The 24,774-nt window shown below is 42.0% G+C and carries 28 protein-coding genes and 1 riboswitch; of the genes, 27 read left to right on the top strand and 1 reads right to left on the bottom strand.

Features of this window, described 5'->3' with window-relative positions; translation table 11 throughout:
- The first annotated feature begins 8 nt into the window (after nucleotides 1–8).
- The 4 genes from L884_RS0107815 to L884_RS0107800 all read left to right on the top strand — a co-directional run bounded on the left by L884_RS0107815 (nucleotide 9) and on the right by L884_RS0107800 (nucleotide 2,256).
- Entirely contained in the window at nucleotides 9–422 is a 414-nt protein-coding gene (locus L884_RS0107815; protein ID WP_051435574.1) for a curli assembly protein CsgF, read from the top strand.
- Between the two features lie 2 nt (nucleotides 423–424).
- Nucleotides 425–1,273 carry a CsgG/HfaB family protein gene (locus L884_RS0107810; RefSeq protein ID WP_028766972.1) on the top strand — a complete coding sequence of 283 codons (849 nt, stop codon included), beginning with the start codon at nucleotides 425–427 and terminating at the stop codon, nucleotides 1,271–1,273.
- A 144-nt stretch (nucleotides 1,274–1,417) separates the two neighbouring features.
- On the top strand, nucleotides 1,418–1,807 hold the full coding sequence (locus tag L884_RS0107805; RefSeq protein ID WP_051435573.1) for a hypothetical protein: 390 nt from the start codon (nucleotides 1,418–1,420) through the stop codon (nucleotides 1,805–1,807).
- On the top strand, nucleotides 1,807–2,256 hold the full coding sequence (locus L884_RS0107800; RefSeq protein WP_028766970.1) for a hypothetical protein: 450 nt from the start codon (nucleotides 1,807–1,809) through the stop codon (nucleotides 2,254–2,256). Before L884_RS0107805 ends, L884_RS0107800 begins: the two co-directional genes overlap by 1 nt.
- Before the next feature lie 68 nt (nucleotides 2,257–2,324).
- Here L884_RS0107800 and L884_RS0107795 read toward each other — a convergent pair whose 3' ends face one another.
- A complete protein-coding gene (locus L884_RS0107795; protein ID WP_028766969.1) occupies nucleotides 2,325–2,738 on the bottom strand; it encodes a helix-turn-helix domain-containing protein in 414 nt (137 codons plus the stop codon).
- 191 nt (nucleotides 2,739–2,929) lie between these two features.
- Between L884_RS0107795 and hinT the strand changes: the two genes are divergently transcribed.
- From hinT to L884_RS21865, 23 genes are all read left to right on the top strand, one after another.
- Nucleotides 2,930–3,286, top strand: a complete 357-nt coding sequence (gene hinT, locus L884_RS0107790) for a purine nucleoside phosphoramidase (RefSeq protein ID WP_028766968.1) — start codon at nucleotides 2,930–2,932, stop codon at nucleotides 3,284–3,286.
- Entirely contained in the window at nucleotides 3,283–3,783 is a 501-nt protein-coding gene (locus L884_RS0107785) for a PaaI family thioesterase (RefSeq protein ID WP_028766967.1), read from the top strand. The genes hinT and L884_RS0107785 overlap by 4 nt, the downstream gene beginning before the upstream one ends.
- Nucleotides 3,776–4,246, top strand: a complete 471-nt coding sequence (locus L884_RS0107780; protein ID WP_028766966.1) for a PaaI family thioesterase — start codon at nucleotides 3,776–3,778, stop codon at nucleotides 4,244–4,246. Before L884_RS0107785 ends, L884_RS0107780 begins: the two co-directional genes overlap by 8 nt.
- 54 nt (nucleotides 4,247–4,300) lie before the next feature.
- Entirely contained in the window at nucleotides 4,301–4,690 is a 390-nt protein-coding gene (locus L884_RS0107775) for a YcfL family putative periplasmic lipoprotein (protein WP_028766965.1), read from the top strand.
- A gap of 135 nt (nucleotides 4,691–4,825) precedes the next feature.
- Nucleotides 4,826–4,955, top strand: a riboswitch (TPP riboswitch).
- A 52-nt stretch (nucleotides 4,956–5,007) separates the two neighbouring features.
- Nucleotides 5,008–7,143 (top strand): TonB-dependent receptor, encoded by a 2,136-nt coding sequence (locus L884_RS0107770; protein WP_028766964.1) that lies wholly within the window; start codon nucleotides 5,008–5,010, stop codon nucleotides 7,141–7,143.
- An 86-nt stretch (nucleotides 7,144–7,229) separates the two neighbouring features.
- Complete coding sequence (locus L884_RS0107765; RefSeq protein WP_028766963.1) at nucleotides 7,230–7,490, top strand: YkoF family thiamine/hydroxymethylpyrimidine-binding protein; 261 nt, start codon at nucleotides 7,230–7,232, stop codon at nucleotides 7,488–7,490.
- 116 nt (nucleotides 7,491–7,606) lie between these two features.
- A complete protein-coding gene (gene pnuC / locus L884_RS0107760; RefSeq protein WP_028766962.1) occupies nucleotides 7,607–8,272 on the top strand; it encodes a nicotinamide riboside transporter PnuC in 666 nt (221 codons plus the stop codon).
- Nucleotides 8,269–9,405, top strand: a complete 1,137-nt coding sequence (locus L884_RS21870; protein WP_084221413.1) for a phosphotransferase — start codon at nucleotides 8,269–8,271, stop codon at nucleotides 9,403–9,405. The genes pnuC and L884_RS21870 overlap by 4 nt, the downstream gene beginning before the upstream one ends.
- 317 nt (nucleotides 9,406–9,722) lie before the next feature.
- Complete coding sequence (locus L884_RS0107750) at nucleotides 9,723–10,568, top strand: DUF6279 family lipoprotein (RefSeq protein ID WP_028766961.1); 846 nt, start codon at nucleotides 9,723–9,725, stop codon at nucleotides 10,566–10,568.
- Nucleotides 10,569–10,703: 135 nt separating this feature from the next.
- Complete coding sequence (locus L884_RS0107745; RefSeq protein WP_028766960.1) at nucleotides 10,704–11,300, top strand: HvfX family Cu-binding RiPP maturation protein; 597 nt, start codon at nucleotides 10,704–10,706, stop codon at nucleotides 11,298–11,300.
- 133 nt (nucleotides 11,301–11,433) lie between these two features.
- A complete protein-coding gene (locus L884_RS0107740; RefSeq protein WP_028766959.1) occupies nucleotides 11,434–11,982 on the top strand; it encodes an NAD(P)H nitroreductase in 549 nt (182 codons plus the stop codon).
- Nucleotides 11,983–12,093: 111 nt separating this feature from the next.
- The gene (locus L884_RS0107735) at nucleotides 12,094–12,702 is read left to right on the top strand and encodes a GNAT family N-acetyltransferase (protein WP_037410568.1); all 609 of its coding nucleotides are present in this window, start codon (nucleotides 12,094–12,096) and stop codon (nucleotides 12,700–12,702) included.
- Between the two features lie 198 nt (nucleotides 12,703–12,900).
- Nucleotides 12,901–13,305, top strand: a complete 405-nt coding sequence (locus L884_RS0107730) for a hypothetical protein (RefSeq protein ID WP_028766957.1) — start codon at nucleotides 12,901–12,903, stop codon at nucleotides 13,303–13,305.
- 664 nt (nucleotides 13,306–13,969) lie between these two features.
- Complete coding sequence (locus tag L884_RS0107720; RefSeq protein ID WP_245603087.1) at nucleotides 13,970–14,281, top strand: hypothetical protein; 312 nt, start codon at nucleotides 13,970–13,972, stop codon at nucleotides 14,279–14,281.
- Between the two features lie 528 nt (nucleotides 14,282–14,809).
- On the top strand, nucleotides 14,810–15,496 hold the full coding sequence (locus L884_RS0107715) for an ABC transporter ATP-binding protein (protein ID WP_028766954.1): 687 nt from the start codon (nucleotides 14,810–14,812) through the stop codon (nucleotides 15,494–15,496).
- Nucleotides 15,486–16,535: an HlyD family secretion protein gene (locus L884_RS0107710; protein ID WP_028766953.1), complete on the top strand. Its 1,050-nt coding sequence runs from the start codon at nucleotides 15,486–15,488 to the stop codon at nucleotides 16,533–16,535. Before L884_RS0107715 ends, L884_RS0107710 begins: the two co-directional genes overlap by 11 nt.
- The gene (locus L884_RS0107705) at nucleotides 16,532–17,698 is read left to right on the top strand and encodes an efflux RND transporter periplasmic adaptor subunit (protein WP_051435571.1); all 1,167 of its coding nucleotides are present in this window, start codon (nucleotides 16,532–16,534) and stop codon (nucleotides 17,696–17,698) included. The genes L884_RS0107710 and L884_RS0107705 overlap by 4 nt, the downstream gene beginning before the upstream one ends.
- A 119-nt stretch (nucleotides 17,699–17,817) precedes the next feature.
- Entirely contained in the window at nucleotides 17,818–18,978 is a 1,161-nt protein-coding gene (locus tag L884_RS0107700; RefSeq protein ID WP_051435585.1) for an efflux RND transporter periplasmic adaptor subunit, read from the top strand.
- A gap of 116 nt (nucleotides 18,979–19,094) precedes the next feature.
- A complete protein-coding gene (locus L884_RS0107695) occupies nucleotides 19,095–20,291 on the top strand; it encodes an ABC transporter permease (protein ID WP_156925671.1) in 1,197 nt (398 codons plus the stop codon).
- Nucleotides 20,292–20,503: 212 nt separating this feature from the next.
- Nucleotides 20,504–21,169: a potassium channel family protein gene (locus L884_RS0107690; RefSeq protein WP_245603086.1), complete on the top strand. Its 666-nt coding sequence runs from the start codon at nucleotides 20,504–20,506 to the stop codon at nucleotides 21,167–21,169.
- Nucleotides 21,170–21,179: 10 nt separating this feature from the next.
- Entirely contained in the window at nucleotides 21,180–22,313 is a 1,134-nt protein-coding gene (locus L884_RS0107685) for an AI-2E family transporter (protein WP_028766948.1), read from the top strand.
- A gap of 206 nt (nucleotides 22,314–22,519) precedes the next feature.
- Entirely contained in the window at nucleotides 22,520–23,572 is a 1,053-nt protein-coding gene (locus L884_RS0107680) for a DUF2157 domain-containing protein (protein WP_028766947.1), read from the top strand.
- A complete protein-coding gene (locus L884_RS21865) occupies nucleotides 23,566–24,741 on the top strand; it encodes a DUF4401 domain-containing protein (RefSeq protein WP_051435570.1) in 1,176 nt (391 codons plus the stop codon). The genes L884_RS0107680 and L884_RS21865 overlap by 7 nt, the downstream gene beginning before the upstream one ends.
- Nucleotides 24,742–24,774 lie beyond the last annotated feature (33 nt).

Below are 24,774 nucleotides of genomic sequence, written 5' to 3'. Positions count from 1 at the left end.
GAATGTCCATGAAAAAAATCTCAATAATGGTTATTAGCGGGGGATTTTGGCTTGTAGCTAACAGCGCCCAAGCGACTCAGTTAATTTATACCCCGGTCAATCCCAATTTTGGCGGCAGCTACTTAAATGGCTCTTACTTGTTATCTAACGCCTCTGCACAGAATAAGCATACTGGAGGCTCGAGTTATGTGCCGCCAACAGCATTAGAGCGTCTAGCTAGCTCATTAGAATCAAGACTAATGAGTCAGCTTTTTAATGATGCGGCTAATGGTGGAGAAGGTTACCTGAAAACCGATGACTTTGAGATTCAAGTCGTTAATGAAGATGGTGCACTCTTAGTACATATTACCGATGTGCTTACTGGAGAGACGACGATTATTGAAGTTGGTGGATTGGTAGATAGCAGTACGGGAGCAGGTTAACAATGAGAAAGCTAATTCCACTATTGATGATATGTTGTTTGAGCGCTTGCACTGCCAAAAGTGAACTAGAGCAAATCGAGCCTTCAACGAGTTTAATGCCAAAAAGTGACACCTATTATGACTTAATTGGTTTACCTAGTCCTCAGGGGAGTATGGTCGCTGCTGTTTACGATTTTCGTGATCAAACAGGTCAATATAAACCTATTCCATCAAGTAATTTTTCAACGGCCGTACCGCAAAGTGGTACAGCATTTTTAGCGCAGGCATTAAACGATTCCAGTTGGTTTATTCCGGTTGAGCGTGAAGGATTGCAAAACTTATTAACTGAAAGGAAAATTTTGCGTGCAGGGCTTAAAGGTGATGCTAATAGTCTGAGTCAGTTAAATTCTGCACAAATATTGATGGAAGGCGGTATTGTTGCCTACGATACCAATGTGCGTACAGGTGGAGCCGGTGCCAGGTATTTAGGTATCGGTGCATCAAGCCAGTTTAGAGTGGATAGTGTTACGGTGAATTTGAGGGCAGTTGATATTCGTACTGGTCGATTACTAAGCAGTGTGACAACAACGAAGTCAGTATTATCTAAAGAGCTAACAGCTGGAGTGTTTAAGTTTATTGATGCACAAGAACTGCTCGAATCAGAAGTCGGCTATACATCAAATGAGCCTGTTAGTTTATGTGTGGCACAAGCAATTGAAAGTGCGGTTGTTCATATGATTGCTGATGGTATTTGGAAGCGTGCTTGGAATCTTGCTGACGCGCAAGCAGGATTAAATAACCCTGTGTTACAGAAATATTGGTTAGAGGCTCACTCTCCCGAGCGAGTTCAAGCGCGGATTGACCAAGGGTAATAATGAGTAAGTCGATTAAAAGGGCATTTATGCCCTTTTTTAATGTTGGAAATAAATTTACGCGGCTTGCTACCTCTTTGTCTATACATGTGTACATTTGTGGTTTATACTCTTTCACATCTTAATAGTGATAAGAGGTGGCAAATGAAATTGATAACGGGTTTGACTTTTCTAGGAAGGTTTTTTTTTGCTAATTGTTTAGTTTTAACCAGCACGGTTAGCCTTTTAGCTGTTAGCTCTTTTCCTGTTGAAGCTGCGACAATTGGCTGTGATCGTGCTGGTGGGATCAAGTGCCAAAAAATCAGAAAACCCTATAAAAAGACTCAGGTCATTGTTGTGCCTAAACATCACCATCATTATCACGCTTACCGCTCTCCATTAGTGACCGCATTAGGCATAGCGATTGTTTTGGATGCGGCGGGGAATGCAGTCACTGAAAACGGTAACCAAGTTGTCGTATTAGGAGAGGGCAATGAAGTTAAAAATGTATATGAAAAAGATGGTGTGGTTTACTTAATTAAAGAGTTAGGTTAATGGTCAACAGGCAATTAGAGCTTAGCGAGCAATTACCATTAATAGCTAAAGCATTGACCAGTTTAGCCTTGTTAATGTGTATCGCAGGTTTAGTTTTTGTGCTTAAAAGTCAGGGCTCTGAGCTCAGTATCATGACCATGATCGCCTCGGTTATTATTGCCTCAACAATATATCTGTTTAATTTGCTGTTGGTTGGTATAAGTGAAAAACTGCTAATGCTTACGGAGTCTATTCCATCTAGGCCGGTAACTCAGACGCCGATCGCCTCTTGTATGCAAAAGAAGGCTATCAATTTTGGCTTATGTAGCTTCTGTAATCAGTTTGAAACGAAGAACACGCTATCGGGTCGCTATGTTTGCTCAGATTGTTATAAAGTGTTTTTGGCTGTAAGGGCACAGAGTACAGAGTCGAATGTGACGCGATTTAAGCGGTTAAGTAAGGTGGGCTAATCTATACTAAAAAGAGCCATGTATTTGGCTCTTTTATATTTAGCTAGTAGCGGATCGAACACCGAAAGTTATCGGCTCATTTCACGCTCTTTATTCAAGAATTCGTAACCACTTTTTAAGAAGTTAAACCTATCATCCTCAGGTAGTGAGCGAACTTGTGTGAGCATGAGTGAGAATGCTGAATCAATCATTAATCGATCTGATAGCTTTAAATAGCGATAGACAACAGGTCTTAAAACGACCGAAAAGTCACCGGTTAAATCATCAAATCGTTTGTCTTCAATGGCTTGAGTATTACTCACTAACTCACGCATACACAAAGCTGCGAGTAGTGCATTTTTATCACTAAACGATTGATACTGTGCTGCACGGGAGTAGCCTGCTTTTTTATGTACATCTGACATATTTAGAGCAATCATACCCTTTTCTTTTACGAGTTCTGTTGCAGCATCAAGTAGAGCGGATTCTTTTTCGGTAAGCATAGTCAAATTCCAACATATTTTTGAACATTAGATGCGCTAATCAAATTAAAGTCAACCACATTGTATATACATCTGTTTAATCTGTGTACAACTTGTTACTTTACAGCGTTTGACGAAATGATATTCGAGCATCGCCATAGAGGCATTTTAGCGTATACTATGCTTAGTTATTTCCTTTTGAGGGCAAAAAAATGGCCGAAGAAACCATATTTAGTAAAATTATTCGACGTGAAATTCCAGCAGATATTTTATATCAAGATGAACTTGTTACCGCGTTTAGAGATATAACCCCTAAGGCACCAACACACATTCTTATTATTCCAAATCATTTAATTCCGACAGCTAATGACATTAAAGCATCTGATGAGAAAGCCCTTGGTCGTATGATGTCTGTTGCTGCAAAACTCGCCCAAGAGGCTGGGATAGCAGAAGATGGCTATCGCCTGATCATGAACTGCAACAAGCATGGTGGGCAAGAGGTATTCCATATTCATATGCATTTAGTGGGCGGCCATCATTTAGGCCCAATGTTGAGCCCTAGTGCATGAATATCGGCGATGAAAAAGACGCGCTGACTCAAATGGCGAGTCGATTCGTTGACCAGCTGACTCAGTGTCGCAAGTTGAAACTTGAAGTACTTGAAGGCAGTGGCAACCATGTTTTAATGGAGCTGCCTTACGATAAACAACTTGTTGGTTACCCAGATACCGGAGTGATCCATGGTGGAGTGATCACCACCTTAATGGATACAGCGAGTGGTTGTGCGGTTGTTTGCTCTATTTTTGATAAGTTTGGCTTACTTGAGATCTCACCAACATTAGATTTACGCGTTGACTATATGAAGCCAGCAGAACCCCATAAACCTGTTTATGGTTTTGCCCAGTGCTATAAATTATCCTCGAGTGTCGCATTTACGCGAGCGATTGCTTACCAAGATTCAATTGATGATCCCATTGCTCATGCTGTTGGTTCGTTTATGCGCATCAGCCCTGAGATGGTAGGTGAGGAGTTTAGACAAGCTCTAATGGGGGGAAGTAATGAATAGTGGATCTTGCCTTACAGATGAAAGCATAAAACTCGACGTTAAAGGTATCGTAAAAAAGGCGACAGAACTTAATGATTTCGGCCATCTTTTAGAGCATGTACCTTATGCCAAGTTTATAGGCATGGGAGTTGAGCGCTTTGGTGATGAGCTAGTATTTAAGTTACCAGCGAAAGACGACAATATAGGTAACCCTATTTTGCCCGCTTTGCATGGTGGTGTAATTGCAGGCTTTATGGAAATGTCGGCAATTGTGCAGCTTATGGTATTTATGCAAACCACTAAAGTACCAAAAGTTGTCGATTTTTCAATTGATTACTTAAGAGCTGGCTACCATAAAGACAGTTTTGCCGAGTGTAAAATCACCCGACAAGGTCGCAGAGTTGCCAATGTGAGCATTAATTGTTGGCAAACAAATCGTAAGCATTTAATTGCCACAGCGAGAGCGCACTTCTTGATCGATTGATTTAATGCTAACTTATATAAACTCATACTGGGTATTGCAGCAAAGGGGCTTGAAATGAAAAAAATACTGATAGGATTATTGGTCGCATCTGTTGTTGCGGCTTGTGCGCCACATACTGCTGGAGTCATGGCTGACTCTAATGGTCAAGTGCGCGTAGATAACAATAGTTTTGCCAGAGAAGTTCAAGTTGCCAATATTATGGCTAGACCTGAAGCTGGTTTTTTACGTGGTACCGGCACCATTATTAGTCAAGTTTCAACTGATCTGCGACTCCAGTATAAATTTACTTGGTTCGATGTTAGTGGCATGACAATAGACGATGAAGGTGTGAGTTGGAAATCGGTTAAGCTACATGGCAAGCAGCAACTACAAGTAAGTGCAGTTGCGCCCAATGCCAATGCAGCCCGTTTTGAGCTATATGTAAGAAAAGCATTTTCAAATTAATCCAGCATATTTGCTCTACTATGTAATGATTAATACGCTTGTTAAAAAAACGTCAGTCAAACTGGCGTTTTTTTATGCATAGAGTACGTAAAGATTAAGAACTCTGTCATCGAGTTGTAAAATTCATGTATAATCGCGCTCGCCAAGGGGTGTTAAAGTCTATCAATCAAAAGTTTGATTTGTCGGCTTGACTGAGATGTTGCAAAACGAACCCTTTGAACCTGATCCGGCTAATACCGGCGTAGGAATGGGCCACAATGTCATTTCCCGATCGCTTCTTTATGTTGCCGGATCTCAAAAATTTACTTTGAGGTCCTATGTTTAACTATAAATCTTATTCACCTGTTGCGCTGGCTGTTATTGCGGCTGTCTCTGCTCCCAATGCATTTGCACAATCGAGTACACCATTAAATGATGAAATCGAAGTCATGGTGGTTACTTCCGATTTTCGCGGTTCAGCCTTAGAAAAAATGCCGTCAAGCGTGACGGTTATTGATCAGCAGCAAATTGAAGACCAAGGTGCACAGCACTTTGAAGACATTCTCAATACCATAGCTAACTTTAACTGGTCTGGTGGTAGTTCGCGGCCTAAATATTTTCAGATCCGTGGTGTCGGAGAACAAGAGGAATATCAAGGGGCACCTAACTCTTCTGTTGGCTTTGTGGTAGATGACATCGATCTATCTGGTTTAGGTATGGCATCAAGTATGTATGACTTACAGCAAGTTGAAGTACTAAGAGGCCCGCAAGGAACCCGATATGGTGCGAATGCGCTCGCAGGGCTTATCTACTTAAAAAGTAATGATCCGACCGATGTATTTGAACATGGCGCTGAAGTCTCATTCGGCGACGATAACTTAAAAACCTTTAGTGGTTTTAGTTCGGGACCTGTCACCGGTTCGGGTAACTTGCTGTATCGAGTGTCGCTACAACAGCATCAACAAGATGGTTATCGAGACAATCTATATCTTGGGCGCAGTGATACTAATAACCGTGATGAGTTTACTGGTCGCGCAAAATTGCGTTGGTACGCCACGGATGATTTAGAGATAGATTTAACCGTGCTGCATGCCAATTATGACAACGGCTATGATGTTTGGACTTTAGATAATAACGGTTTCGATACCTTAACTGATGCACCGGGTGAAGATAAGCAAAAAACCACAGGTTCATCGCTTAAGTTTACCTATACTGGTGCCGATTCATTCCAAGTAACATCGTTGACGTCATTTGCGCAATCAGATACCCGCCATAACTATGATGGTGACTGGGCAAACCCTGATTATTGGGGCAGTCGAGACTGTGATGGTGCGCCTTGCGAGTATGAATATAACTGGGATAAGCAGGGCGAAAGAAAAACCATTACTCAAGAATTTAGATTATCTTCAACTGAAGCGGGACGGATCTTCGCTGACAGTACTGATTGGTTAGTCGGTATTTATGGTATGGATCTGCAAGAAGATAACCATACTGTGGATAGCTACAGCCAATTGACTGCAGAGTATCGGGCGAAAAACTATGCGTTATTTGGCCAGTTAGATTCTGATCTAGGTGCTAACTATGCACTATCTGTTGGCTTGCGCGTAGAGCGTCGTGACAGTGACTACAGCGACTCAGCCGGCGATGCATTCGAACCAAGTGAAACCATGTGGGGCGGTCATATTGCCCTAAGCAAAGCGTTAAGCGATGAACATGAGTCTTATATTCGCGTTGCTCGTGGTTACAAGGCAGGTGGTTTTAATATGTCGCTACCAGTAGAACTTGCCGATAAAAAAGAATATGACACTGAGATCCTTTATAACTACGAAATTGGCCTTAAATCGACTTGGCTAGATGGTGCTGCGAATACTAATCTAGCGATTTTCTTTATGGATAGACAAGATCAACAAGTCGCAGCATCGCAACAGTCAACAGTGCCAGGTGAAGAAGGTAACTTTATTCTGTTTACCGAAAATGCCGGTAGTTCGCATAACTATGGCGCAGAGCTTGATGGCAATTGGTACGCCACTGATAACTTACAGCTTTACGGCAGTGTTGGTTGGTTAGAGACAGCTTACGGTGACTACCAATATGAAGATAAGTATGGTGGCATTGTTGACCTTTCCGGTCGAGAGCTTGCTCATTCGCCTAACTTTACCTTTAGTTTAGGTGCCACTTATCGCAGCGATAACGGCTGGTTTGCCAATGTTAACGCCAGCGGTAAGAGTGACTTTTATTACTCAGATAGTAACGAGTCTAAATCAGATGCTTACCATATATTTAATGCCAAAATTGGCTATGAAGCTGATATCTGGTCGGCCTACCTTTGGGGACGTAATTTATTTGATGAACAGTATGGCGTCCGCGGCTTCTACTTTGGTAATGAGCCGGATCTAGACTGGGCTGATAAGCAGTACATTCGCTATGGTGATCCGCGTCAAATTGGTGTCACGTTTAACGTTAAGTTTTTATAAATAGATAACTTTTTTACACAATTATTTGTTCTCCGGTGTTATTAAACACTATTTTTTATGCCACCTGAAAGTGGCTGAGGTTTACTATGAAATTAACAGCAGAGATCAGTTGTTATCCTTTACAAGATAACTACCTAGATCCAATTAAATGGTTTATTGCTCGTGTTGATAGCTATGACAATATTCAACGTGTCACCAATGCCATGGCGACTCAGGTTGTTGGCGAATATAGCGATGTAATGTCAATGCTGGCAACTGAGATGCAAGCTGCTCATGAAAAGTTCGGTAAAGCAGTTTTTGTATGTAAGTTTATTGGTGGTGAGCTGAATTTAAGCCATAGCGAATAAATACGATATCAAAGCATGGCCACTCTGCTTTAAGCCTTATTCTGGTATGCATAGTGGCCACTTTTAGTTTAGTGGTTAATTGGCCTAAGCTTTAGGTTAAACACAAGGCGTTGCTTATGTCCGAGTTTTGGTTATCGATAGTCAATAGCATCACAACAGCTCTAGGTGAGGCACAAGCGCTTACTGCTTGGGAGGCCGTAGCGGTCTTATTGGCTATAGCCTATTTAGTTTTTGCAATGAAAGGTAGCATTTGGTGTTGGCCTGCTGCATTTATTAGCACTGCGATATACACGGTTTTGTTTTGGAATGTTGCACTATTAATGGAGTCGCTGCTTAATGTCTACTATATGGCAATGGCTATATACGGTTATTGGATGTGGACACGAGGTGGCAAAGAACATGAGGGGGTGAATATTGTCTCTTGGAGTGCAATGACTCACCTTAAGATCATTGTGATTACAGGATTAATCGCGTTAGCGATTGGTCATTTTATGGCAACCCAAACCCATGCATCACTGCCGTATTTAGATGCTGCAACCACTTGTTTTGCCGTAATGACGACCTATTTGGTCGCAAAAAAAGTGTTAGAAAACTGGTTTTATTGGTTCGTGATTGATGCAGTTTCAATCTATTTATATGTTAGTAAGGGCTTAATGTTAACAGCTGTGTTATTTGTGCTTTATCTTGGTATGGTAGTGTTTGGCTATTATATGTGGCGCAATAAAATGGAAGATCAGCAATCACTACAAAATAATAGTTTATCCTCGGAGTTGCCTAATTGAGTGGCACAGGATCCCGAGCATTGCTAGCGAGTTACTTAAGGCAAGCACAGCTAACGCAATTGAGCGAGATAGCGCCGCTAAACAATGGCTTAAGTAATCAAAATTTCTATGTACGCGGCACTCATCCAAGCCATGAAGGCGAAGGGCAGTGGGTGCTGAGGGTTAACAGCTGGGCAAGCTCACAAATTTGTGACCGCAATGCTGAAGTTGCGAATTGGCAAGTCGCCGCTGCGGCAGGTTTAGCACCGAAAATGGTTTATATTAGTCCATGCAACCAATTTTATGTCAGCCAGTTTTATCCGCAGCCACAAATGGATTGGAGTATATTTAGCGCTGAAAATGCTGCTGACTTCGTGGGGTTAAAAGACCAAGGTATCGCAGCTCAACAACCTAAACCGCAAGGTCAACATGCGTTAATGCTAGATTGCTCAGCAGAACGTTTGCTACTCACGCTTTTAAATGGTTTATCTAAGTTACCAGAGCCTGACAACAAGATGTCTGTTGACAAGCAGTGGCGTACTTATCTTCAACGACTTCAAGCAATGCAGGTAAAAATTGTCAACGGGGCAAGTCACGTACATGATGCTGTTATTTGCCATACTCAGAGAGTGGCTAACAATGTCTCAATACAAAAGCGGCAATTATCTTTACTCAAAAGTTGGCAACAGGTCTATGAACAGCTGAACGCTAAATCAGTACAGGTTGAACATATGCTGCAGCGCTTAAATAGCTGCCTGATCCGTCAGCAATATAGTCATAGAGATCTTAATCCATTTAATATTTTGCTGGTGGACAATAAACTCAACTGTATTGACTTTGAATATGCTTGTAGCTCTCATCCTCTATGTGATTTGGCTGCGGTGTTAGCGAGTCATTCGTTGTCAAAAATTCAGTGTCAGTGGCTTATTCAGCAGTATTTAACCAGCAATGTGAATCTTAATCATCTTGCGCTTCATTGTGTCGATGCGGCAGTGGATCTGTATTGGGTATTTGCTGTTTGTTGGGCACTACAAATGGTATTTGATCACTTAGTTAATGAGCAGGGCGTTAATATTAATACGGATAAGCTAAATTCTGCTGAAGAATACTTAGCCTGTGCGCAGCGATATTTAACGCTGATAAGTCAGGCTTAACAACTTGAATTGGCATCTAGCTATAGCATTTCAAACAAGCCGCTTTTAGCGGCTTTGTTTGATATCCCACAATATATAAACTGAAATCTAACCCTTATATCAATCAAGATATCTATTTTATCGTCATTTGACATGTTGTTGGCTGTCAATTGCTGCGTTGATTAACCGCACATTGGGGCAAGCATTCTTTCGTTTATTCGCCTTCGCCCAAAAATGCTCTGAGTCGATCATTACAACAATTTGTATCTGTGCGCTTTATTTGTACTGTTCTATGCTAGGTTAAGAAGCAGATAAAATAGTAAATCTCTGGAGGGCTAATGAGAAAACTCGTAATAGCCATTTTGTTGATATTTGGTCTGGTAGCGTGTTCAACAAAAATGAGTTACTACTTTTTAGATTGGGCGATTGAGTGGAAACTCGAACAATATGTGACACTAAACTCCGAGCAGCAAGTGCTGTTTGATGATGCTTTGCAGCAGTTTTTGCTTTGGCATAGAAGTGAAGAACTGCCGAGATATGAACAACAACTGGCTAAGTTATCCTCGGCACTACAACAGCAATCGATGACGCCTGCCGTTTGGGCTGAGCATGTAGATGAAGCAAAAAAACACTGGTCACGTACTTTTGATTATTTATTGCCTTCACTATTACCAATTGTCGCTTCATTCTCCGATGAACAAGTCGCTGAAGTGATTGCCCAACTAAAAACTGATGAGCAAGAGCTAAATGAAAAATATCTAGGAAAAACTCAGGCTGAACTAGTTGAAATGGCTGACGAGCGCATTAATAAACGGATAAAAAAGTGGCTTGGGACTTTGTCTAAAGAGCAAAAAGAGGCAATTCATCAATACAATTTAGCGCGAGGCTCGACACTCGATATGTGGTTAGAGTATCGACATGAATGGACCCGTCTCTTGGTGCAGGCTCTTAAGAACAGACAAAATGAAAAGGCACTTTCCCATAGCCTCACCGTGTTACTAACTGAGCCAGATAAACTGCGTTCAAAGGCTTATAAACAGGCGCTAGATGACAACACAGCGCAATTTGGTCAGCTACTGATATTATTAAATGAACAGGCGAGTACCAAGCAAAAGCGATACTTTTTAAACAAAATGGCTGCGTTACAACAAGATTTAATCGAGCTGAGTGAAGATAGTGAGTAATCTAAATTTTGTTTTAATGCAATAAACTATGGCTTACCTAGGTCTTTCTTTTCAAGGTACTTGTCACTGACTCAGATAAACACAGCAGATGGATTGCTATCTTTGGTCTGAGTTTTCAAGCAAAGAGGGAGCGAGATGCAACTAGTTAAACTTTATCAGCAGTTTTTGAATGGACTTAAGGTCATAGAGGGGCTTGCACCGTTAGCACTTAGGTTATATTTAGCGCCGGTACTGATGCAAGCTGGATATAATAAACTGTCAAACTTCAGTGATACTGCGGCATGGTTTGGTAATCCAGATTGGGGCCTAGGCTTACCATTTCCTGAACTGATGGTAGCACTTGCCGCTGGCACAGAGTTTTTCGGTGGCGCATTGCTGATCATAGGTTTAGGTACACGTCTGGTAGCGATACCACTGGCGTTCACTATGTTTGTTGCTGCTTTTAGCGTACATATTCAAAATGGCTGGTTGGCAATTGCCGATCCAAGCTCTTGGTTAGCCAATGAACAGGTACTGGCCTCTGCTGAGAAACTAGCAAAAGCCAAAGAGATCTTACAAATACATGGCAACTATGAGTGGTTAACGAGTTCGGGTAATTTGGTGATTTTAAACAATGGTATTGAGTTTGCGATAACCTACTTATTTATGTTGTTAGCGCTTATTTTTGTCGGTGGAGGTCGCTATACCAGTGTCGATTATTATATTGCTAAGCGCAATGGTCTCACAAGTTAACTAAGTTATTTGTTGATAATATTAAATTTGATTAAATCCCACTAAATAGGTGGGATTTTTTTTGTGCACTTGATATTCTGACGGCGTACGTGAGTAATTCTTTTTTCGTAACATGTTTATTAAGGACAATCAGTTGGACGCATTAGAATTATTATTGACTCGACAATCGACTCCTCGGCTCACCAACCCAGCGCCCTCAAAGCAGCAGTTGCAACACATAGTTGATGCTGCGACCCGCGCGCCGGATCATGCTGGCTTAACTCCTTGGGAGTTTATTATTGCTGAGGGGGAAGGCTTGTCACGTTTAGGGCAAATTTTTGTCGATGCAGTAAAGCAAAAAGGCGCAGATCCTGATTTTATTACTAAAGTGAGTAACATGCCGCTGCGAGCGCCAATGGTGATCACCGTTGTTGCTAAAGTACAACCCCACCCAAAGGTTCCTGCAATCGAACAACATTTAGCTGCTGGCTGTGCGGTGATGGCCATGCAACAAGCGGCATTTGCACAAGGCCTAGGCGGAATTTGGCGCACTGGTGATCTGGCCTTTGATGGTAATGTTCATCAAGCGTTGGGTTTAACCGAGCATGATCAAATAGTTGGCTTTCTGTATTTAGGTACACCAGTTGTTAACGCACCAACAAAAAACCTTAAAGATGGTATGAGCTTCGCTCGCTATTTATAACAAATTCTTGTTTAAGTTAGCTTAGAGTATGTATTGTCAAAGCTAGTTAATAACAAAGATAAAATAAGCTAGTTAAAATCTAATTAGACCAGCATTAGACAGGAGGTTGTGTTGAAAGTAGAACAAAAAGACGCCAACTTAGTTGGCGAACATATCGTACTTGAGCCGCTGACCCTAGAACATCAAGCCGCATTAAGTATTGCTGTCGCAGATGGAAACTTATGGGAGCTATGGTACACCAAGGTGCCACACCCTGATGATATGAAAGCCTATATCATGACGGCGATGGAAGCCGAAGCGCGAGGTGAAGCACTTGCATTTGCCGTGCGCTGTCGTCACTCCGGAGAGGTGATTGGTAGCACTCGAATTTGTCGTTGGCAGCAACAGCATCGACGTTTAGAGGTAGGCTATACCTGGTATGCTAAAAGTGCGCAGCGCACCGCGGTAAACACTGAAGCTAAGCTACTCATCTTAAGTTATGCCTTTGAAACTTTGGATGTCATGGCTGTTGAGTTTAGAACTCATATTCAAAACCAAGCCTCGCGAGAAGCGTTATGCCGAATAGGTGCTACTCAAGACGGCATTTTACGTAATCATCAAATTCTTAAAAATGGCACCATTAGAGACACGGTTGTCTATTCAATAATTGACACAGAATGGCCTGACGTTAAGCAAGGGCTAAAGCAGAAGCTTGCCAGCTACCAAGAGGCAGTGCAATAACCCTATTAGTTGAGCTGCAGTGTTTACTGTAGCTCTATACTAAAGGGAACCTTGGTTTTTTTAGGGATGTTGTTAACGCTGACTTTTATATTTGCTAAGCGTTTGAATAGTAAATTCATAAAGCCCGCACAATCTTGATATTCAGAGAGAACTAAAGTAGAAAGAGATAATAGCAACAAAATTACAGGAGTTGATTAAATGCTTGCTAAGAAAAAACTCGTAGTAATGGTACTGAGTGTCAGTACTTTGTCTTTCAACAGCTTTGCTGGCGAGGCGGAAGAAGCGTTTACCAAGGAACTTGCTGAATGTGCAGCATATTACCAAATTGCTTCTGATGCTATTTCAGCAATGAATGCACCGCAAATGCAAGCTGTAGGAGAGCGTTTAAAGCAATCTGGTCAGCAAGCAGTCGAAATTGCTTCAAAGTATCAAACTGAAGCGCAAGTCTCAGCAGCCGTTAGTCAAGCTTTAGAACAACATAAAGCGTCTATGCCTAACAGTAACGCCCTTGGACCGTTAATGGGTAAATATAAAGAAAAATGTAAAACCATTATCGCGCAACCAGAAAAGCGTCTTGATTACTGGACAATGGCGACAATGTAATATTGTGTGCGGTTTTTAAACCGAAGTAGTTTGTGTAATAGAATGAATATAAAAGCAGCCTCTTTAGCTGCTTTTATATTTATTGATTTAAGTTTTTTTGACTATCCTCACGCTGTAACGGCTAGTATTAAATCTCTTTGTAATAATCTGCCTAATTGCCCTGTCTACTACTCTGCTGTCGCAGAGTTCAATGAGGGCTTGTTTATGCTTATCTTGGTTTGTGCTAGTGCTTTATACCAATTAGTATAAGAAGTTGATCTACTCAGAGCGCTTTTGGCAAACTAATTCAAGGCGAATAATTGAAAGAATGGTTGTTCCCTTGTGAAGTTATTCAACGCAGAAGTAGGCAGCCAAAAACGCTCCAGAATGGCGAGTTTTAGCGGCTCTGATCCTGCGTTAACAAGCTTGAACGTAGAATCACTATGCTCTTCACTCGTTGCCTTGTCTCAGTGCCGCTAAACTCTCGCTGAGCGACCAAATCTTTGTACTAATTGGTATTAGGCAAGCTTCAGATGTGCATTCCGGATACAAAAGCGTAGGCATAATTTTCTCACTGCTGTTGATAAATAGGAGATAGGTGATGAACTTTTACTTGCTGATTGCAGGCTGTATAGCGTTAGTGGCAAGCATTGTCCACTTAACATACGCTCGGAAGCAGTATTTAGTGACCATGATGCAAGCTGATTTTGACCCCATCGCAAAAGTCGTTTTGCGTTGTGCTTTTCATTATGTTTCGGTGTTTTTGTTGCTATCTACTTTTGTATTATTTGCCTGCGCCTTTGCCGCAATCGCTGAAATGCAAAGTTTCGGTATGCTGATTTTTATAGGATTGAATTTTGGTTTATTTGCAATCTGGCAGCTTTATATTGTTTTTATCAGTGATGCCTGGGTTTCATTTAAACGTTTATTCCATTGGCTATTGTTTGCACTGATTGCCGTTTTTACTGCATTGGGTTTACTCGCTGGCGGAATTTGACTTAGGTTTTTAATCAACACTCAATCAAGCTATGCCAGTATTCATGGATTGAAAAGTGAATTATATTCATTTAGTTAATAGGTTGTTTTTTATGTAAGTTAGCGTTAGCTTGTGTTGCAGATGTTAATTCAAATACGGCTAAAATACAGAGCAACTCATACTTATTAGCTGTAGTTAGTTATAAAAATAATAAACCCCAAAGCTATTTAACTGCAGACTTAAGTCAAGCGTATATAGCGATTCAAATGGAACTGAACAAGCATAGCAAGGAGCTGCAATGTCATACCTTATTCTCAACCTTAATCCCCATGCTGACATGATAACGTCAACAACTCGCCCTTAATTGAAAAGTGTTTAAGTAACATGTTTTAAAATTTGCTGTCTAATACATTAGTATTACGAATATTTACAAAATTTTGCAGAGCAGTTGCTAAACCGTCTTGTTCTTAGCGTTATGATATCGCTATCTGTCTTGGCGAGGGGTTAGTAACCCTTTAGCTATTTGAGCCTTTGCTATATGAGTCCGTTATGATCACAGTCCATGAATTAGCCAAAGAATATCCAATGGGTGATAGTTGCGTAAAAGCCCTCAACGGAGTGAGCTTTACGATTGCCAGAAATGAGTTTGTTGCCATTATGGGGCCTTCCGGTTCAGGCAAATCAACGTTAATGAATATTATTGGCTGCTTAGATAAGCCGACTTCAGGCAGTTATTGCCTCAATGAACAACAGGTCGCAGAATTAGATGATGATGCATTATCTGCTGTTCGCAATAAAGAGATTGGCTTTGTGTTTCAAAGTTTTCATCTGTTGCCGCGGTTATCAGCTTTGCAGAATGTATTGTTGCCACTGCGATATTCAGCTGAGCCTAATCAAGATCCTGCCTACGCCCATGAATTATTAGATCGGGTCGGTTTAGGCTCTCGACATGATCATCGTCCGAACCAATTATCAGGTGGTCAAAGGCAACGGGTTGCGATTGCGCGCTCGTTAGTTAATCGCCCAGCGATTCTACTCGCCGACGAACCTACAGGTGCGCTAGACAGTAAGACTTCAGTAGAGATCATGGCGCTGTTTACTGAGTTACATAAAGCAGGTCAAACCATCATTTTAGTGACCCATGAAGAAGAGGTCGCCGCTTATGCTCAACGAATTATTCGTATGCGTGATGGCGATATTGTTGAAATAGAAGAGCGAGGTGAGAATGCGGCTTAATTTAAGGTCTACTTCGCCAGTATTGCTTTCGTTATCTTTGGCTTCACTGGTTAGTGCGATAACGCCGTCATTTGCAGCAGCGACAGAGCAAGTTGCAACAGCCCCAATACAACATTTAACAGCAGATAAGCCTGTGTTAATGCCACTGTTGCTCACTGGGCAAGTCGCATCTGTTGTATCACAAACCTTTCTGGTTCCTAAGGCTGGTGATGCTTGGCGTTATCAGATCCAATGGATGATCCCCGAAGGCACGTTAGTCAAGCCAGAGCAAGTTGTGGTTATTTTCGATAAAAGTGAGATTGACAACCGTATTGAGCAATTAGAAGGCACACTTTTACGGGTGACCGCGCAAGAACAAAGCCAATCTATTGAGTTAAATGCCCAACTGTTACAAGCAAAATTTGACCTTAAACAAGCCAAGCTTGAGTTAGAGAAAGCGCAGTTAGATGCAGCCATTCCGGCGGAGTTTATTGCTGCTAAAGACTATGCCGATAATCAATTCGAGCAGTTAAAAGCCGCTTCAGAATTGACTAAGAAACAACAAGCTTTATCTGAGGTTGAAGACAAAACAGTAGCAACGCTTGCGCAATTAGCGATTGATAAAAAACGTGCTCAGTTAGAGCTCACTCAAGCGTTATCAGGGATTGAGCAGTTAGAGTTACGAGCAGAAATTGCTGGTCCGGTTTTATATGGTCGTGATCCTTGGAGCGATAAAAAGTATTCGGTCGGAGATAATATCCAAATTGGACGACAGGTCGCTAATATTCCGGCGCTGAACGATTTAGAAGTGGTCGCTTGGGTTAATGAAGTCGATGTAGATCGGCTGACAATTGGTGAACCAGTACATTTACGGCTTGACTCACAAGCGGATATTCAACTCAGTGGCAGTATCGAAGATATAAGCCGTCAAGCGCGTAAGCAGCCTGCATGGGGAGATAGTAACTGGTTTAAAGTTTCGATTAAGTTTGAAAATAATCAGCAAGTTGAAATTATTCCCGGCATGAGTGTGCTTGTTGAAACCGAGGGCCATTCATCATGAATAAATTAACCATCATCGCCTGCAGTATCACATTAATGCTCACTGGATGTTCTGATAAGGCGTTGACAAAAGTTGAGTCAGGGATCCTTGAACAGCAAATTGAGGTCACGGGAGAATTGGTTTCAGCCAATACTACTAGCCTAAAGCCGCCAGCTTTACGTAGAGTTTGGCAGTATCAAGTCAAAATGTTAGCTCCTGAGGGCGTTGAAGTAAAAAAGGGTGATAAAGTGGCACAGCTCGATACATCAACCTTAACCCAAAGGCTCGCAGGGAAGTCCGCTAATTTAGCGACCACAATCCAAGATATTGAAACTTCAAAACTGCGCAATGCCAAAAAGTTACAAGAGCTAAAACTTGAGCTAGCTGAAGCGAAAATGACTCAGGAAAAAAGCCAGATGAAGGTCGATATTTCTGATGAAACAGTATCTGTTATAGATCAGCAAAAATACCTGCGTGATGCGGTCATTGCTAAAGATAGAGTGAAGTTAATTAATCAAAAAATTGATTTGGAGATCCGCAGCGCTGAGCAACGAATGAAAATGCTAGCTGGTGATCAGCAAAAGTTTGCTGCTGAAGTGGCAGCGTTAAAAAAAGGTATTAAGTCATTAACCCTTATCGCACCGCGTGATGGCATGGTGGTTTATGGTAACGACCAACAAGGTAATAAGTTAGCGGAAGGGCAGAATATTTTTGTTGGTGACTCAGTACTCAGCATACCTGATCTGCAGCATATGCAAGTCAACATGACGATTCCCGAAGTTGAAGCTGGCCGAGTCAAGGTGGGGCAAGCGCTAAAGATCCGTTTAGATGCTAACCCAGATAAAACCTTTAATGGCAAAATCACCGAGTTGGGAGCAGTATTTCGTATTAAAAATCAAGATGTTCCTTTAGTTATTTTTGATGCGGTAGCCAGTATTGACCAAGTCGATACTGAGTTGATGCGCCCAGGTATGACAGCAAAGATTAGCATTGATATCGCAAACCAAACGCCCGAGCTGCTACTGTCGTTAGATGCAGTACATTACGATAGAGGCAAAGCATATGTGCTAAAGCCCGGATTATTTAGTGATAGCAAGCATTCTGTTGTCTTAGGGGCTATGGGCAAAGAGCAGGCTGTAATTAGCTCGGGTTTAGCGGTCGGAGATGAGGTGCTGTTACCATGATGAATTTGTTTAAGTTTTATCGTCGCAGACAGAGTTCAAGCTATGTTGCTAGCACTAAGCTTGGCTCACCCTCATGGCTGTTATCTCGCTCATGGCTGTTTGCTTGTGCAATATTGTTGATGACGGCCTGCAGTGATCCTTCGAGTGATGGCGTGCTGACAATCGATGTCAATCGTTCTGACTTTAAAGTTGATATACCGGCAACAGGTGAACTAGAGGCCAGTAATTCCACCACAGTCAATGTACCTATGGGTTTACGAGGACCACAGTCGCTTGCATGGATAATGGATAACTTTAGTAGCGTAAAGGCTGGCGATGTCGTTGCTAGAATGGACGGTACCCGTGAAAGCTTTCGTTTAGAAATGGAAGAGCTAGATTACGATAGGCTTGGTTTAGACAGTCAGATCCAGTCACAAAAAGACAAAACCATTGATAAGACCTTGAATACCGATACTAAGTTGACTGCCGAAGAGCAAGAGCTTGCTGACAGGTTTTTCAGTGAAGATGAGCGGGTGTATACCAAGATTGATATTATCGATCAGATGCGTAACCAAGATTATCTTGAAGCTAAAATGGACTTCTATGGCTGGGGGCTAGATCAACATGGGTCTCAAGCTGCTGCGGAGCAAGAGCTTATTAAGCTTAAGCAGCAGGGTCATAAAGCGAAAATAAACCGTTATTCAAGTAACCTCAAACAGATGGAGATAGTCGCACCTCACGATGGCTTATTTGTCGCTCAGCCTGGTTGGAACGGTGCGTTACCCGTTGCTGGCGATATGATGTGGTCTGGCATGGCTATCGGCTTATTACCAGATACTTCAAAGATGCAGGCAAAATTATATGTGCTTGAGTCTGAGGCATTGGGCTTAGCTGTAGGAAAGCCGGTAACGCTTTATCTTGATGCTTATCCAGAGCTTGCACTTACAGGTGAGCTTATCCAACTTGATGCGTTAGCTAAAGCCAAACAGCAAGATAGCCCAGTTAATTACTTTCAAATTACCGTCAGCTTAGATAAAACCATGGTTGACATTATGCAGCCGGGACGACAAGTGAACGCCATGGTGCACGCACTTGATCTACATGATGTTATTACAGTGCCAAATCAAGCATTGTTTCAAAAGTCGGGCGAGTATTGGGTATATTTAAAAACCTCCGCAGGTTTTAAAAAACAAAACGTTAAATTAGGTAATCGTAGTCTTAATCGTACCGTTATTACTGAAGGGTTACAGCAAGGCGACACCATAGCATTAACTACACCGCCTAAAAGGAATCGTGTATGACCAGAAACACCAAGGCTGTGGACTTAAGCCAAGCAATTGCGCAGAAGACTAATACTCAACAATCTAAGCGAACGATAGGGGTGTACTGGGAAGGAATTAAGCAGGCTTTTGATGAGATGCGTCATCATAAGTTACGTACCTCACTTACCTTACTAGGAATGATTTTTGGTGTAGGGGCGGTTATTGCTATGCTCAGTGTGGGTGAAGGCGCAGAGCGAGAAGCATTGAAGATGATTGAGTCTATGGGGGTTAAAAACCTAGTGGTCAACGATCGCCCTGCAGATGGAGAGGCGTTAAAGTCAATTCGAGAACATAGTATTGGCTTGAGTCTCAGGGATATTGAAAGTGCTCGCGATACTTTACCGTTTGTTGAAAACTGGAGCGCAGAGAAAAACGTTAAAGTGTTTAGCTTGTTTAGTTTAAAAGGGCGCAGTGATGCACAAGTTGTCGGAGTGACGCCAAGTTATTTCGAGTTGAGCTCTTTACCCTTAGGTGAGGGGCGCACATTACTTGATAGCGATGAACTTTATTATCAGCAAGTTGCCGTGCTAGGCCCTGAGGCTGCTAGAAGTTTGTTTCCCCAAGGTGGCGCAATTAATAGCTTGATTAAAGTTAACCATCAATGGTTTACCGTTGTGGGTGTGTTATCTGAAAAAGAGGGCAGTAAATCAACTATTCAAGGAGTTAAACTGGGGGGCGAACGCAACCAAGTATTTATTCCACTGACTACAGCGCTAAAGAAAATGCAGTTTGCTAGTTTGGAGAGTGAGTTAGATGCATTTAAATTGGCACTTGCAGATGGTGTAGAGCCGTCGTTGGCTGCGAAAAGTTTACAGCATTTGCTTAACCGCCGTCATGGCGGTGAAAAAGACTTCGATGTCGTAGTCCCCGCGGATTTACTGGCTCAGCATCAAAAGACACAACAGATCTTTAATATTGTTATGGCCTGTGTTGCGGGTATTTCTCTCTTGGTGGGGGGCATTGGCATTATGAATATCATGCTCGCTACCATATTAGAGCGTACAGGCGAAATTGGCCTACTGAGAGCGTTAGGCGCAAAACGTAAAGATATAGCACGTCAGTTTTTAATTGAGAGTATCGCTATTTCGGCAACGGGAGGCATTATCGGTATTGGCGTCGGATTATTGCTGGCGTTAGTGATTTCATCAGCTGCCGGTTGGCCAGTCGCTTGGTCACCGTTTGCGATTTTATTGTCACTTGGTGTTTGCATGACAATCGGCGTAGGTTTTGGCTTATACCCAGCAAATAAAGCAGCTAAGTTAGATCCGATAATCGCTTTGCAGCGAGATTGATTTGTCAATTATCGCTATCGTATAGCCAGAGTAACCCGCAACCTTGTTGCGGGTTATTTTTTTCGGCAACAGTTTGATTGTTTTGGTAGTGCAGTTTTACTCATAATAGTTAAAAAAATCAGCAGTTGGCGATAAACTAAGCTATTGTATTGGAAGCATTCGCGCAGAAGTTATTGATTGCTATCTGCATAAAACAAGCAAGGAGCCAGTTGTTGCAAAGAAAGATCACTAAACAGAATAACTTTTACTATATGACAGCAGCGCTTGTGGTTCTGCTGCTCAGTGCATCGTTAGTAAAATCTGTCGCAGATGGCATGCTTGAAACATTTCTAGAAGGGACAATTGCAGCGACCTTTTTAGTTTGCGTGGTCAGTCTCGGGATCGATAAAAGTTGGAAGCGCTTTATGCAGGCACTCATAGTGATCTGGTTGATTGCAGCAGTGCTTAAACGCTACACAGATATTGCCCATATTGACCTATTAATGCTTGGGCTGATGTTTGCCTTTTTTTGGGGTACCTTCAGATCCATTGCAAGGCAGATTTTGTTTTCAGGTTCGGTCAATGGTAACAAAATCGTTGGTTCTATAGCTTTATTTCTATTACTAGGATTGATGTGGGCATTGGTGTATCTGCTTATTTTGGCACTTTCTCCTAATGCTTTTAGCGGAATAGAACAGAGTGCATGGGGGCAGAATTTTTCGCAAATGGCGTATTTTAGTTTTGTCACCCTGACAACCCTTGGTTATGGTGATATCAGCCCCAATACGCCTTTCGCTCAAGTCGCAGTTTATATGGAGGCAATTGCCGGTGTATTTTATATGGCAATTGTCGTTGCAAGTTTGGTGAGCGCAGGACTGGCTCAAAAGGAAACCCAATAGGAAGAGTACTATGGAAAACCCGATGCAACATAATCAAAGCAAATTGTTCATCAATAATATGATGGAGTCGGCGATACGAATTGGCTTACTTTTTATACTGGTTGTGTGGACGTTTGATATTATTAAGCCATTTGTTATTCCTGTGCTGTGGGGAGCGATTATTGCGGTTGCGCTAATGCCTATGACACAAAAACTTGAGCGAGCGTTGAAAGGCCGGCGAGGATTGGCTGCAACCATACTCGCTTTTGCTGGGATCACTTTGCTAATCGCACCGTTTTGGATTGTTACCAGTTCAATATTTGAAGGTATCTCGCACTCCATTGAAGTACTTCAATCGGGTGAGGTAGATATTCCCGGCCCCACTCAGAAAATCGCCGATATCCCGCTAGTCGGTGGACAGTTATATGAAGTGTGGGCGCTGTTTGCCACCAATCTTGAAAAAGCCGTTATGCATTTTCTGCCACAAATTAAATCAGCAGTGACAGCTTCAGCAGCAATGCTTGGCAGTAGTTTAGGCACCTTGGTGATGTTTATTATTTCTCTGGCTATAGCCGGTGGCTTTATGGCCCACGCTGAAAAGTCCGCTGCCGCAGTTAAAACAGTTGCTGTAAAGGTTGCGGGTAGCCATGGTGAAGAGTGGGCGAGCTTAACCGCTGCAACCATTCGTAGCGTATTACTCGGTGTTGTTGGTGTGGCATTTATTCAGTCGATCTTGATCGGTTCTGCGTTATTTACTTTTAGCATTCCTGCTGCAGGGTTATTTACCTTTATTATTTTTATTCTAGGGATCGCTCAGTTACCACCGTTAATCGTAGTATTACCGCTGATTTTTTATGTGTTTTCAACTCATGACTCCACACCTGCCACTATTTTTACCGTTTGGGTATTGGTGGCAGGTGTGTCTGATAGTGTGTTAAAGCCAATGTTGATGGGGCGCGGCGTTGATGTGCCTATGCCGGTTATTCTTATCGGTGCCATTGGTGGCATGCTGACGGCTGGGATCATAGGGCTTTTCCTTGGCGCAGTTGTTTTGGCAATTTGGTACGAGTTATTCATGACTTGGTTGAAAACTGAAGAGCAACAAAATGCAAAGGTAGAGCAAGGGGCTGAAGATAACTTAGCCAGTGTGCCAGTAGAAGACTAATTACAGATAAAACCATATTGTGGCGCGTAAACGAAAAGGGTACCTAGTGTATCCTTTTGCGTTTTAGGTGACGTTCACAATTGAATTCAGCTTGCAACAATCGAGTTGGGGGGATTATAGGTATTATTTGCCTTTGTTCGTAGCACGCTAGCAGGTACTATTAGGATAATTCGCTGTAATATGCTGATAGTTAACGGATGTAACCTGTGAAAAATTTAAAATCGACAGTATTACGCTGGTTTGAGCAAGGACTGATAACTGAAGATTGTTTACCTAAAGCACTAGAAACGGCGCAAGAGTCACAAACCAATATTGCAACGGCTAACCAATGGTCTGCGCTGATAAGCTTATTACTCAATTGGCTCGGAGGATTACTACTCGGCTCTGGTATTGTGTTTTTTGTCGCAGCCAATTGGCAAACCATGGGAGCGTTTGCACGTTTTGCCTTGGTAGAAATCCTACTGCTGTGTTCTATAACCGCTTATGTCATTGTGCGTCGTCGAGCGATACGCGCAGGAGATCATCATGGTTTTGGGTTTACCTCGGCTAATGCAATATTACTTATATCGGCATTAATTATTGGTAGTTTGTTAGCCTTGGTTGGTCAAACCTATCAAACTGGAGCAGATCCTTGGCAGTTGTTTGCTATTTGGTCACTGTTTATTTTGCCGCTGGCATTTGTGTCTGGTAATGAGTTGTTATGGTTGCTGCTGGCAGGATTAGTTAACTTAGCGCTAGTGCTGTACTTTCAAACTTTTCCAGGTTCGATGGAGCTGTTGTTTGGCTCATCGACTATGGTGGCCGTGTTATTTGCGCTTAACCTCTGTTTACATCTCGCTTGTTGCCTGCTTAACGGTCGATTTTTTACAACAGACTTAGTATTGAAAGCCAGATTTAATCTACCGCTATTGCAGCAACTGACCATATTAGCTGCGCTCGCTGCCATTACCATGTTGTCAATAGAAGCACTGTTTGATGAAGCTACAGGCTTGTGGCTTATTGTTTATACAGCATTAATCTGTCTGGGTTATTTGCTTTATAACTATAAACTAAAAGATATTTTCCCTCTTGCAATTGGTGGCTACAGCTTAGTGACAGTGGTTAATTGCCTATTTATTCGAGTGGCTGTGGAGAGTAGTGATTTAGTTTCCATGTTCTTTTTGGTTGGGTTCAGCATTATAGGTTCCACAACGGGTATAACGCTGTGGCTTAAGCAGCGTCATAAAGTCTTCAGTAAAGGAGCGCAAGCATCATGCTAAATACGCTTTTGCAAGGACGATTTAGTCAGCCAGAACAGCAAGCTGAAGCCGCGCTATGGACTAAGTTAGCTAATGATGAACTTATTAACATAGAGCGGCAGAGCAGTGTTTTAGCTACAGAGTCAAAAGTGAATGTGGAAAGGTATGAGCCCTCAGCAACTATTGAGACTGAGGTGAAAAGCCCTTGGTATATCCAATTTATGCAGTCAGTGGGGGCTTGGATTGCATCATTGTTTATTTTGGGGTTTACCATTACCTTCTTTGGTCTTGTATATGACGAACTGGATACAGGCTTTGCGTTTGTCATAGGTGTTATTTATAACCTGATAGCGATAATGATTTACCGCACTAATGTGCATTCACAGTTGTTTGCTAATCAACTGGCATTATCTATTAATTTGTGTGGCTTAATGTCTTTAGCTTACGGTTTAACCGCGTGGTTTGAGCCCAATACCGGTGTTTATTGGCATTTTTGTGTGGCGCTAATACTCTTTATCAATTGGCTTGTCATTGAGCATTATAGCCATCAAGTCATTGTCAGCTTCTTGTTATTAGTCTGTGGTGCCGCGATTGCTTATGAACTGGATTGGCTTGAGTTTGTTGCGCCAGTTCTTTGCGTTGCCTACAGTGCAATATGGCTTAACTTAGGCAAATTTAACCGCCACTTTGCAAAATTGCATGGGTTAGGTTACATGCTAGCCGTATGCTTAGTGCTAGTGCAAATTCCGCTGTTAATGCAACACAGTGATTTTGAGCGGATCAGTGAATTAACTACTGTGTCGTCCAATTCAAATATCATCGCTGTTGTTTCTGCTTTATTGATTGCCGGAGTTGTGATCTACCATATTCTTAAATCCCTTGAGATCCCATTCTTGAGCAAACAAGGCCTTTTTTGCTTAATAGCGCTGGCGCTAGTGGCATTATTGTCTATTGAAATGAAGGGGTTACTAACTGCATTGTTAATCTTAATTGTCGGATTTTATGTGGCAGAAAAACTGTTGTTTACCTTAGGAGTTATCGGGGTTTTTAGCTTCATCAGTTGGTATTATTACAGCTTACAACAGCCTTTGTTAGACAAGTCTATAGGGTTAGTTGCCCTAGGCGTGGTGTTATTGTTGGTAAAATGGGCGCTAACAAAAATGCCCCACAACAATGAAAAAACTGTGTAAATGGTGCACAAGAACTCTTCAGAACTAGGTAAC

Source organism: Shewanella fidelis ATCC BAA-318, assembly GCF_000518605.1.
GTDB lineage: Bacteria > Pseudomonadota > Gammaproteobacteria > Enterobacterales > Shewanellaceae > Shewanella > Shewanella fidelis.
The sequence above is the reverse complement of the archived record's forward strand: the minus strand, read 5'-3'. Positions and strand labels throughout refer to the sequence as shown.

Excerpts from the sequence above, each read along its gene's own strand:
- L884_RS0107785 (WP_028766967.1), top strand. The coding sequence starts at position 3,283 with ATGAATATCGGCGATGAAAAAGACGCGCTGACTCAAATGGCGAGTCGA.
- L884_RS0107685 (WP_028766948.1), top strand. The coding sequence starts at position 21,180 with ATGGAAAACCCGATGCAACATAATCAAAGCAAATTGTTCATCAATAAT.
- L884_RS0107745 (WP_028766960.1), top strand. The coding sequence starts at position 10,704 with ATGCAACTAGTTAAACTTTATCAGCAGTTTTTGAATGGACTTAAGGTC.
- pnuC (WP_028766962.1), top strand. The coding sequence starts at position 7,607 with ATGTCCGAGTTTTGGTTATCGATAGTCAATAGCATCACAACAGCTCTA.
- L884_RS0107695 (WP_156925671.1), top strand. The coding sequence starts at position 19,095 with ATGCGTCATCATAAGTTACGTACCTCACTTACCTTACTAGGAATGATT.
- L884_RS0107750 (WP_028766961.1), top strand. The coding sequence starts at position 9,723 with ATGAGAAAACTCGTAATAGCCATTTTGTTGATATTTGGTCTGGTAGCG.
- L884_RS0107805 (WP_051435573.1), top strand. The coding sequence starts at position 1,418 with ATGAAATTGATAACGGGTTTGACTTTTCTAGGAAGGTTTTTTTTTGCT.
- L884_RS0107770 (WP_028766964.1), top strand. The coding sequence starts at position 5,008 with ATGTTTAACTATAAATCTTATTCACCTGTTGCGCTGGCTGTTATTGCG.
- L884_RS0107815 (WP_051435574.1), top strand. The coding sequence starts at position 9 with ATGAAAAAAATCTCAATAATGGTTATTAGCGGGGGATTTTGGCTTGTA.
- L884_RS0107775 (WP_028766965.1), top strand. The coding sequence starts at position 4,301 with ATGAAAAAAATACTGATAGGATTATTGGTCGCATCTGTTGTTGCGGCT.
- L884_RS0107710 (WP_028766953.1), top strand. The coding sequence starts at position 15,486 with ATGCGGCTTAATTTAAGGTCTACTTCGCCAGTATTGCTTTCGTTATCT.
- L884_RS0107730 (WP_028766957.1), top strand. The coding sequence starts at position 12,901 with ATGCTTGCTAAGAAAAAACTCGTAGTAATGGTACTGAGTGTCAGTACT.
- L884_RS0107800 (WP_028766970.1), top strand. The coding sequence starts at position 1,807 with ATGGTCAACAGGCAATTAGAGCTTAGCGAGCAATTACCATTAATAGCT.
- L884_RS0107810 (WP_028766972.1), top strand. The coding sequence starts at position 425 with ATGAGAAAGCTAATTCCACTATTGATGATATGTTGTTTGAGCGCTTGC.
- hinT (WP_028766968.1), top strand. The coding sequence starts at position 2,930 with ATGGCCGAAGAAACCATATTTAGTAAAATTATTCGACGTGAAATTCCA.
- L884_RS0107715 (WP_028766954.1), top strand. The coding sequence starts at position 14,810 with ATGATCACAGTCCATGAATTAGCCAAAGAATATCCAATGGGTGATAGT.
- L884_RS0107700 (WP_051435585.1), top strand. The coding sequence starts at position 17,818 with ATGACGGCCTGCAGTGATCCTTCGAGTGATGGCGTGCTGACAATCGAT.
- L884_RS0107795 (WP_028766969.1), bottom strand. The coding sequence starts at position 2,738 with ATGCTTACCGAAAAAGAATCCGCTCTACTTGATGCTGCAACAGAACTC.
- L884_RS0107780 (WP_028766966.1), top strand. The coding sequence starts at position 3,776 with ATGAATAGTGGATCTTGCCTTACAGATGAAAGCATAAAACTCGACGTT.
- L884_RS0107765 (WP_028766963.1), top strand. The coding sequence starts at position 7,230 with ATGAAATTAACAGCAGAGATCAGTTGTTATCCTTTACAAGATAACTAC.
- L884_RS21865 (WP_051435570.1), top strand. The coding sequence starts at position 23,566 with ATGCTAAATACGCTTTTGCAAGGACGATTTAGTCAGCCAGAACAGCAA.
- L884_RS0107705 (WP_051435571.1), top strand. The coding sequence starts at position 16,532 with ATGAATAAATTAACCATCATCGCCTGCAGTATCACATTAATGCTCACT.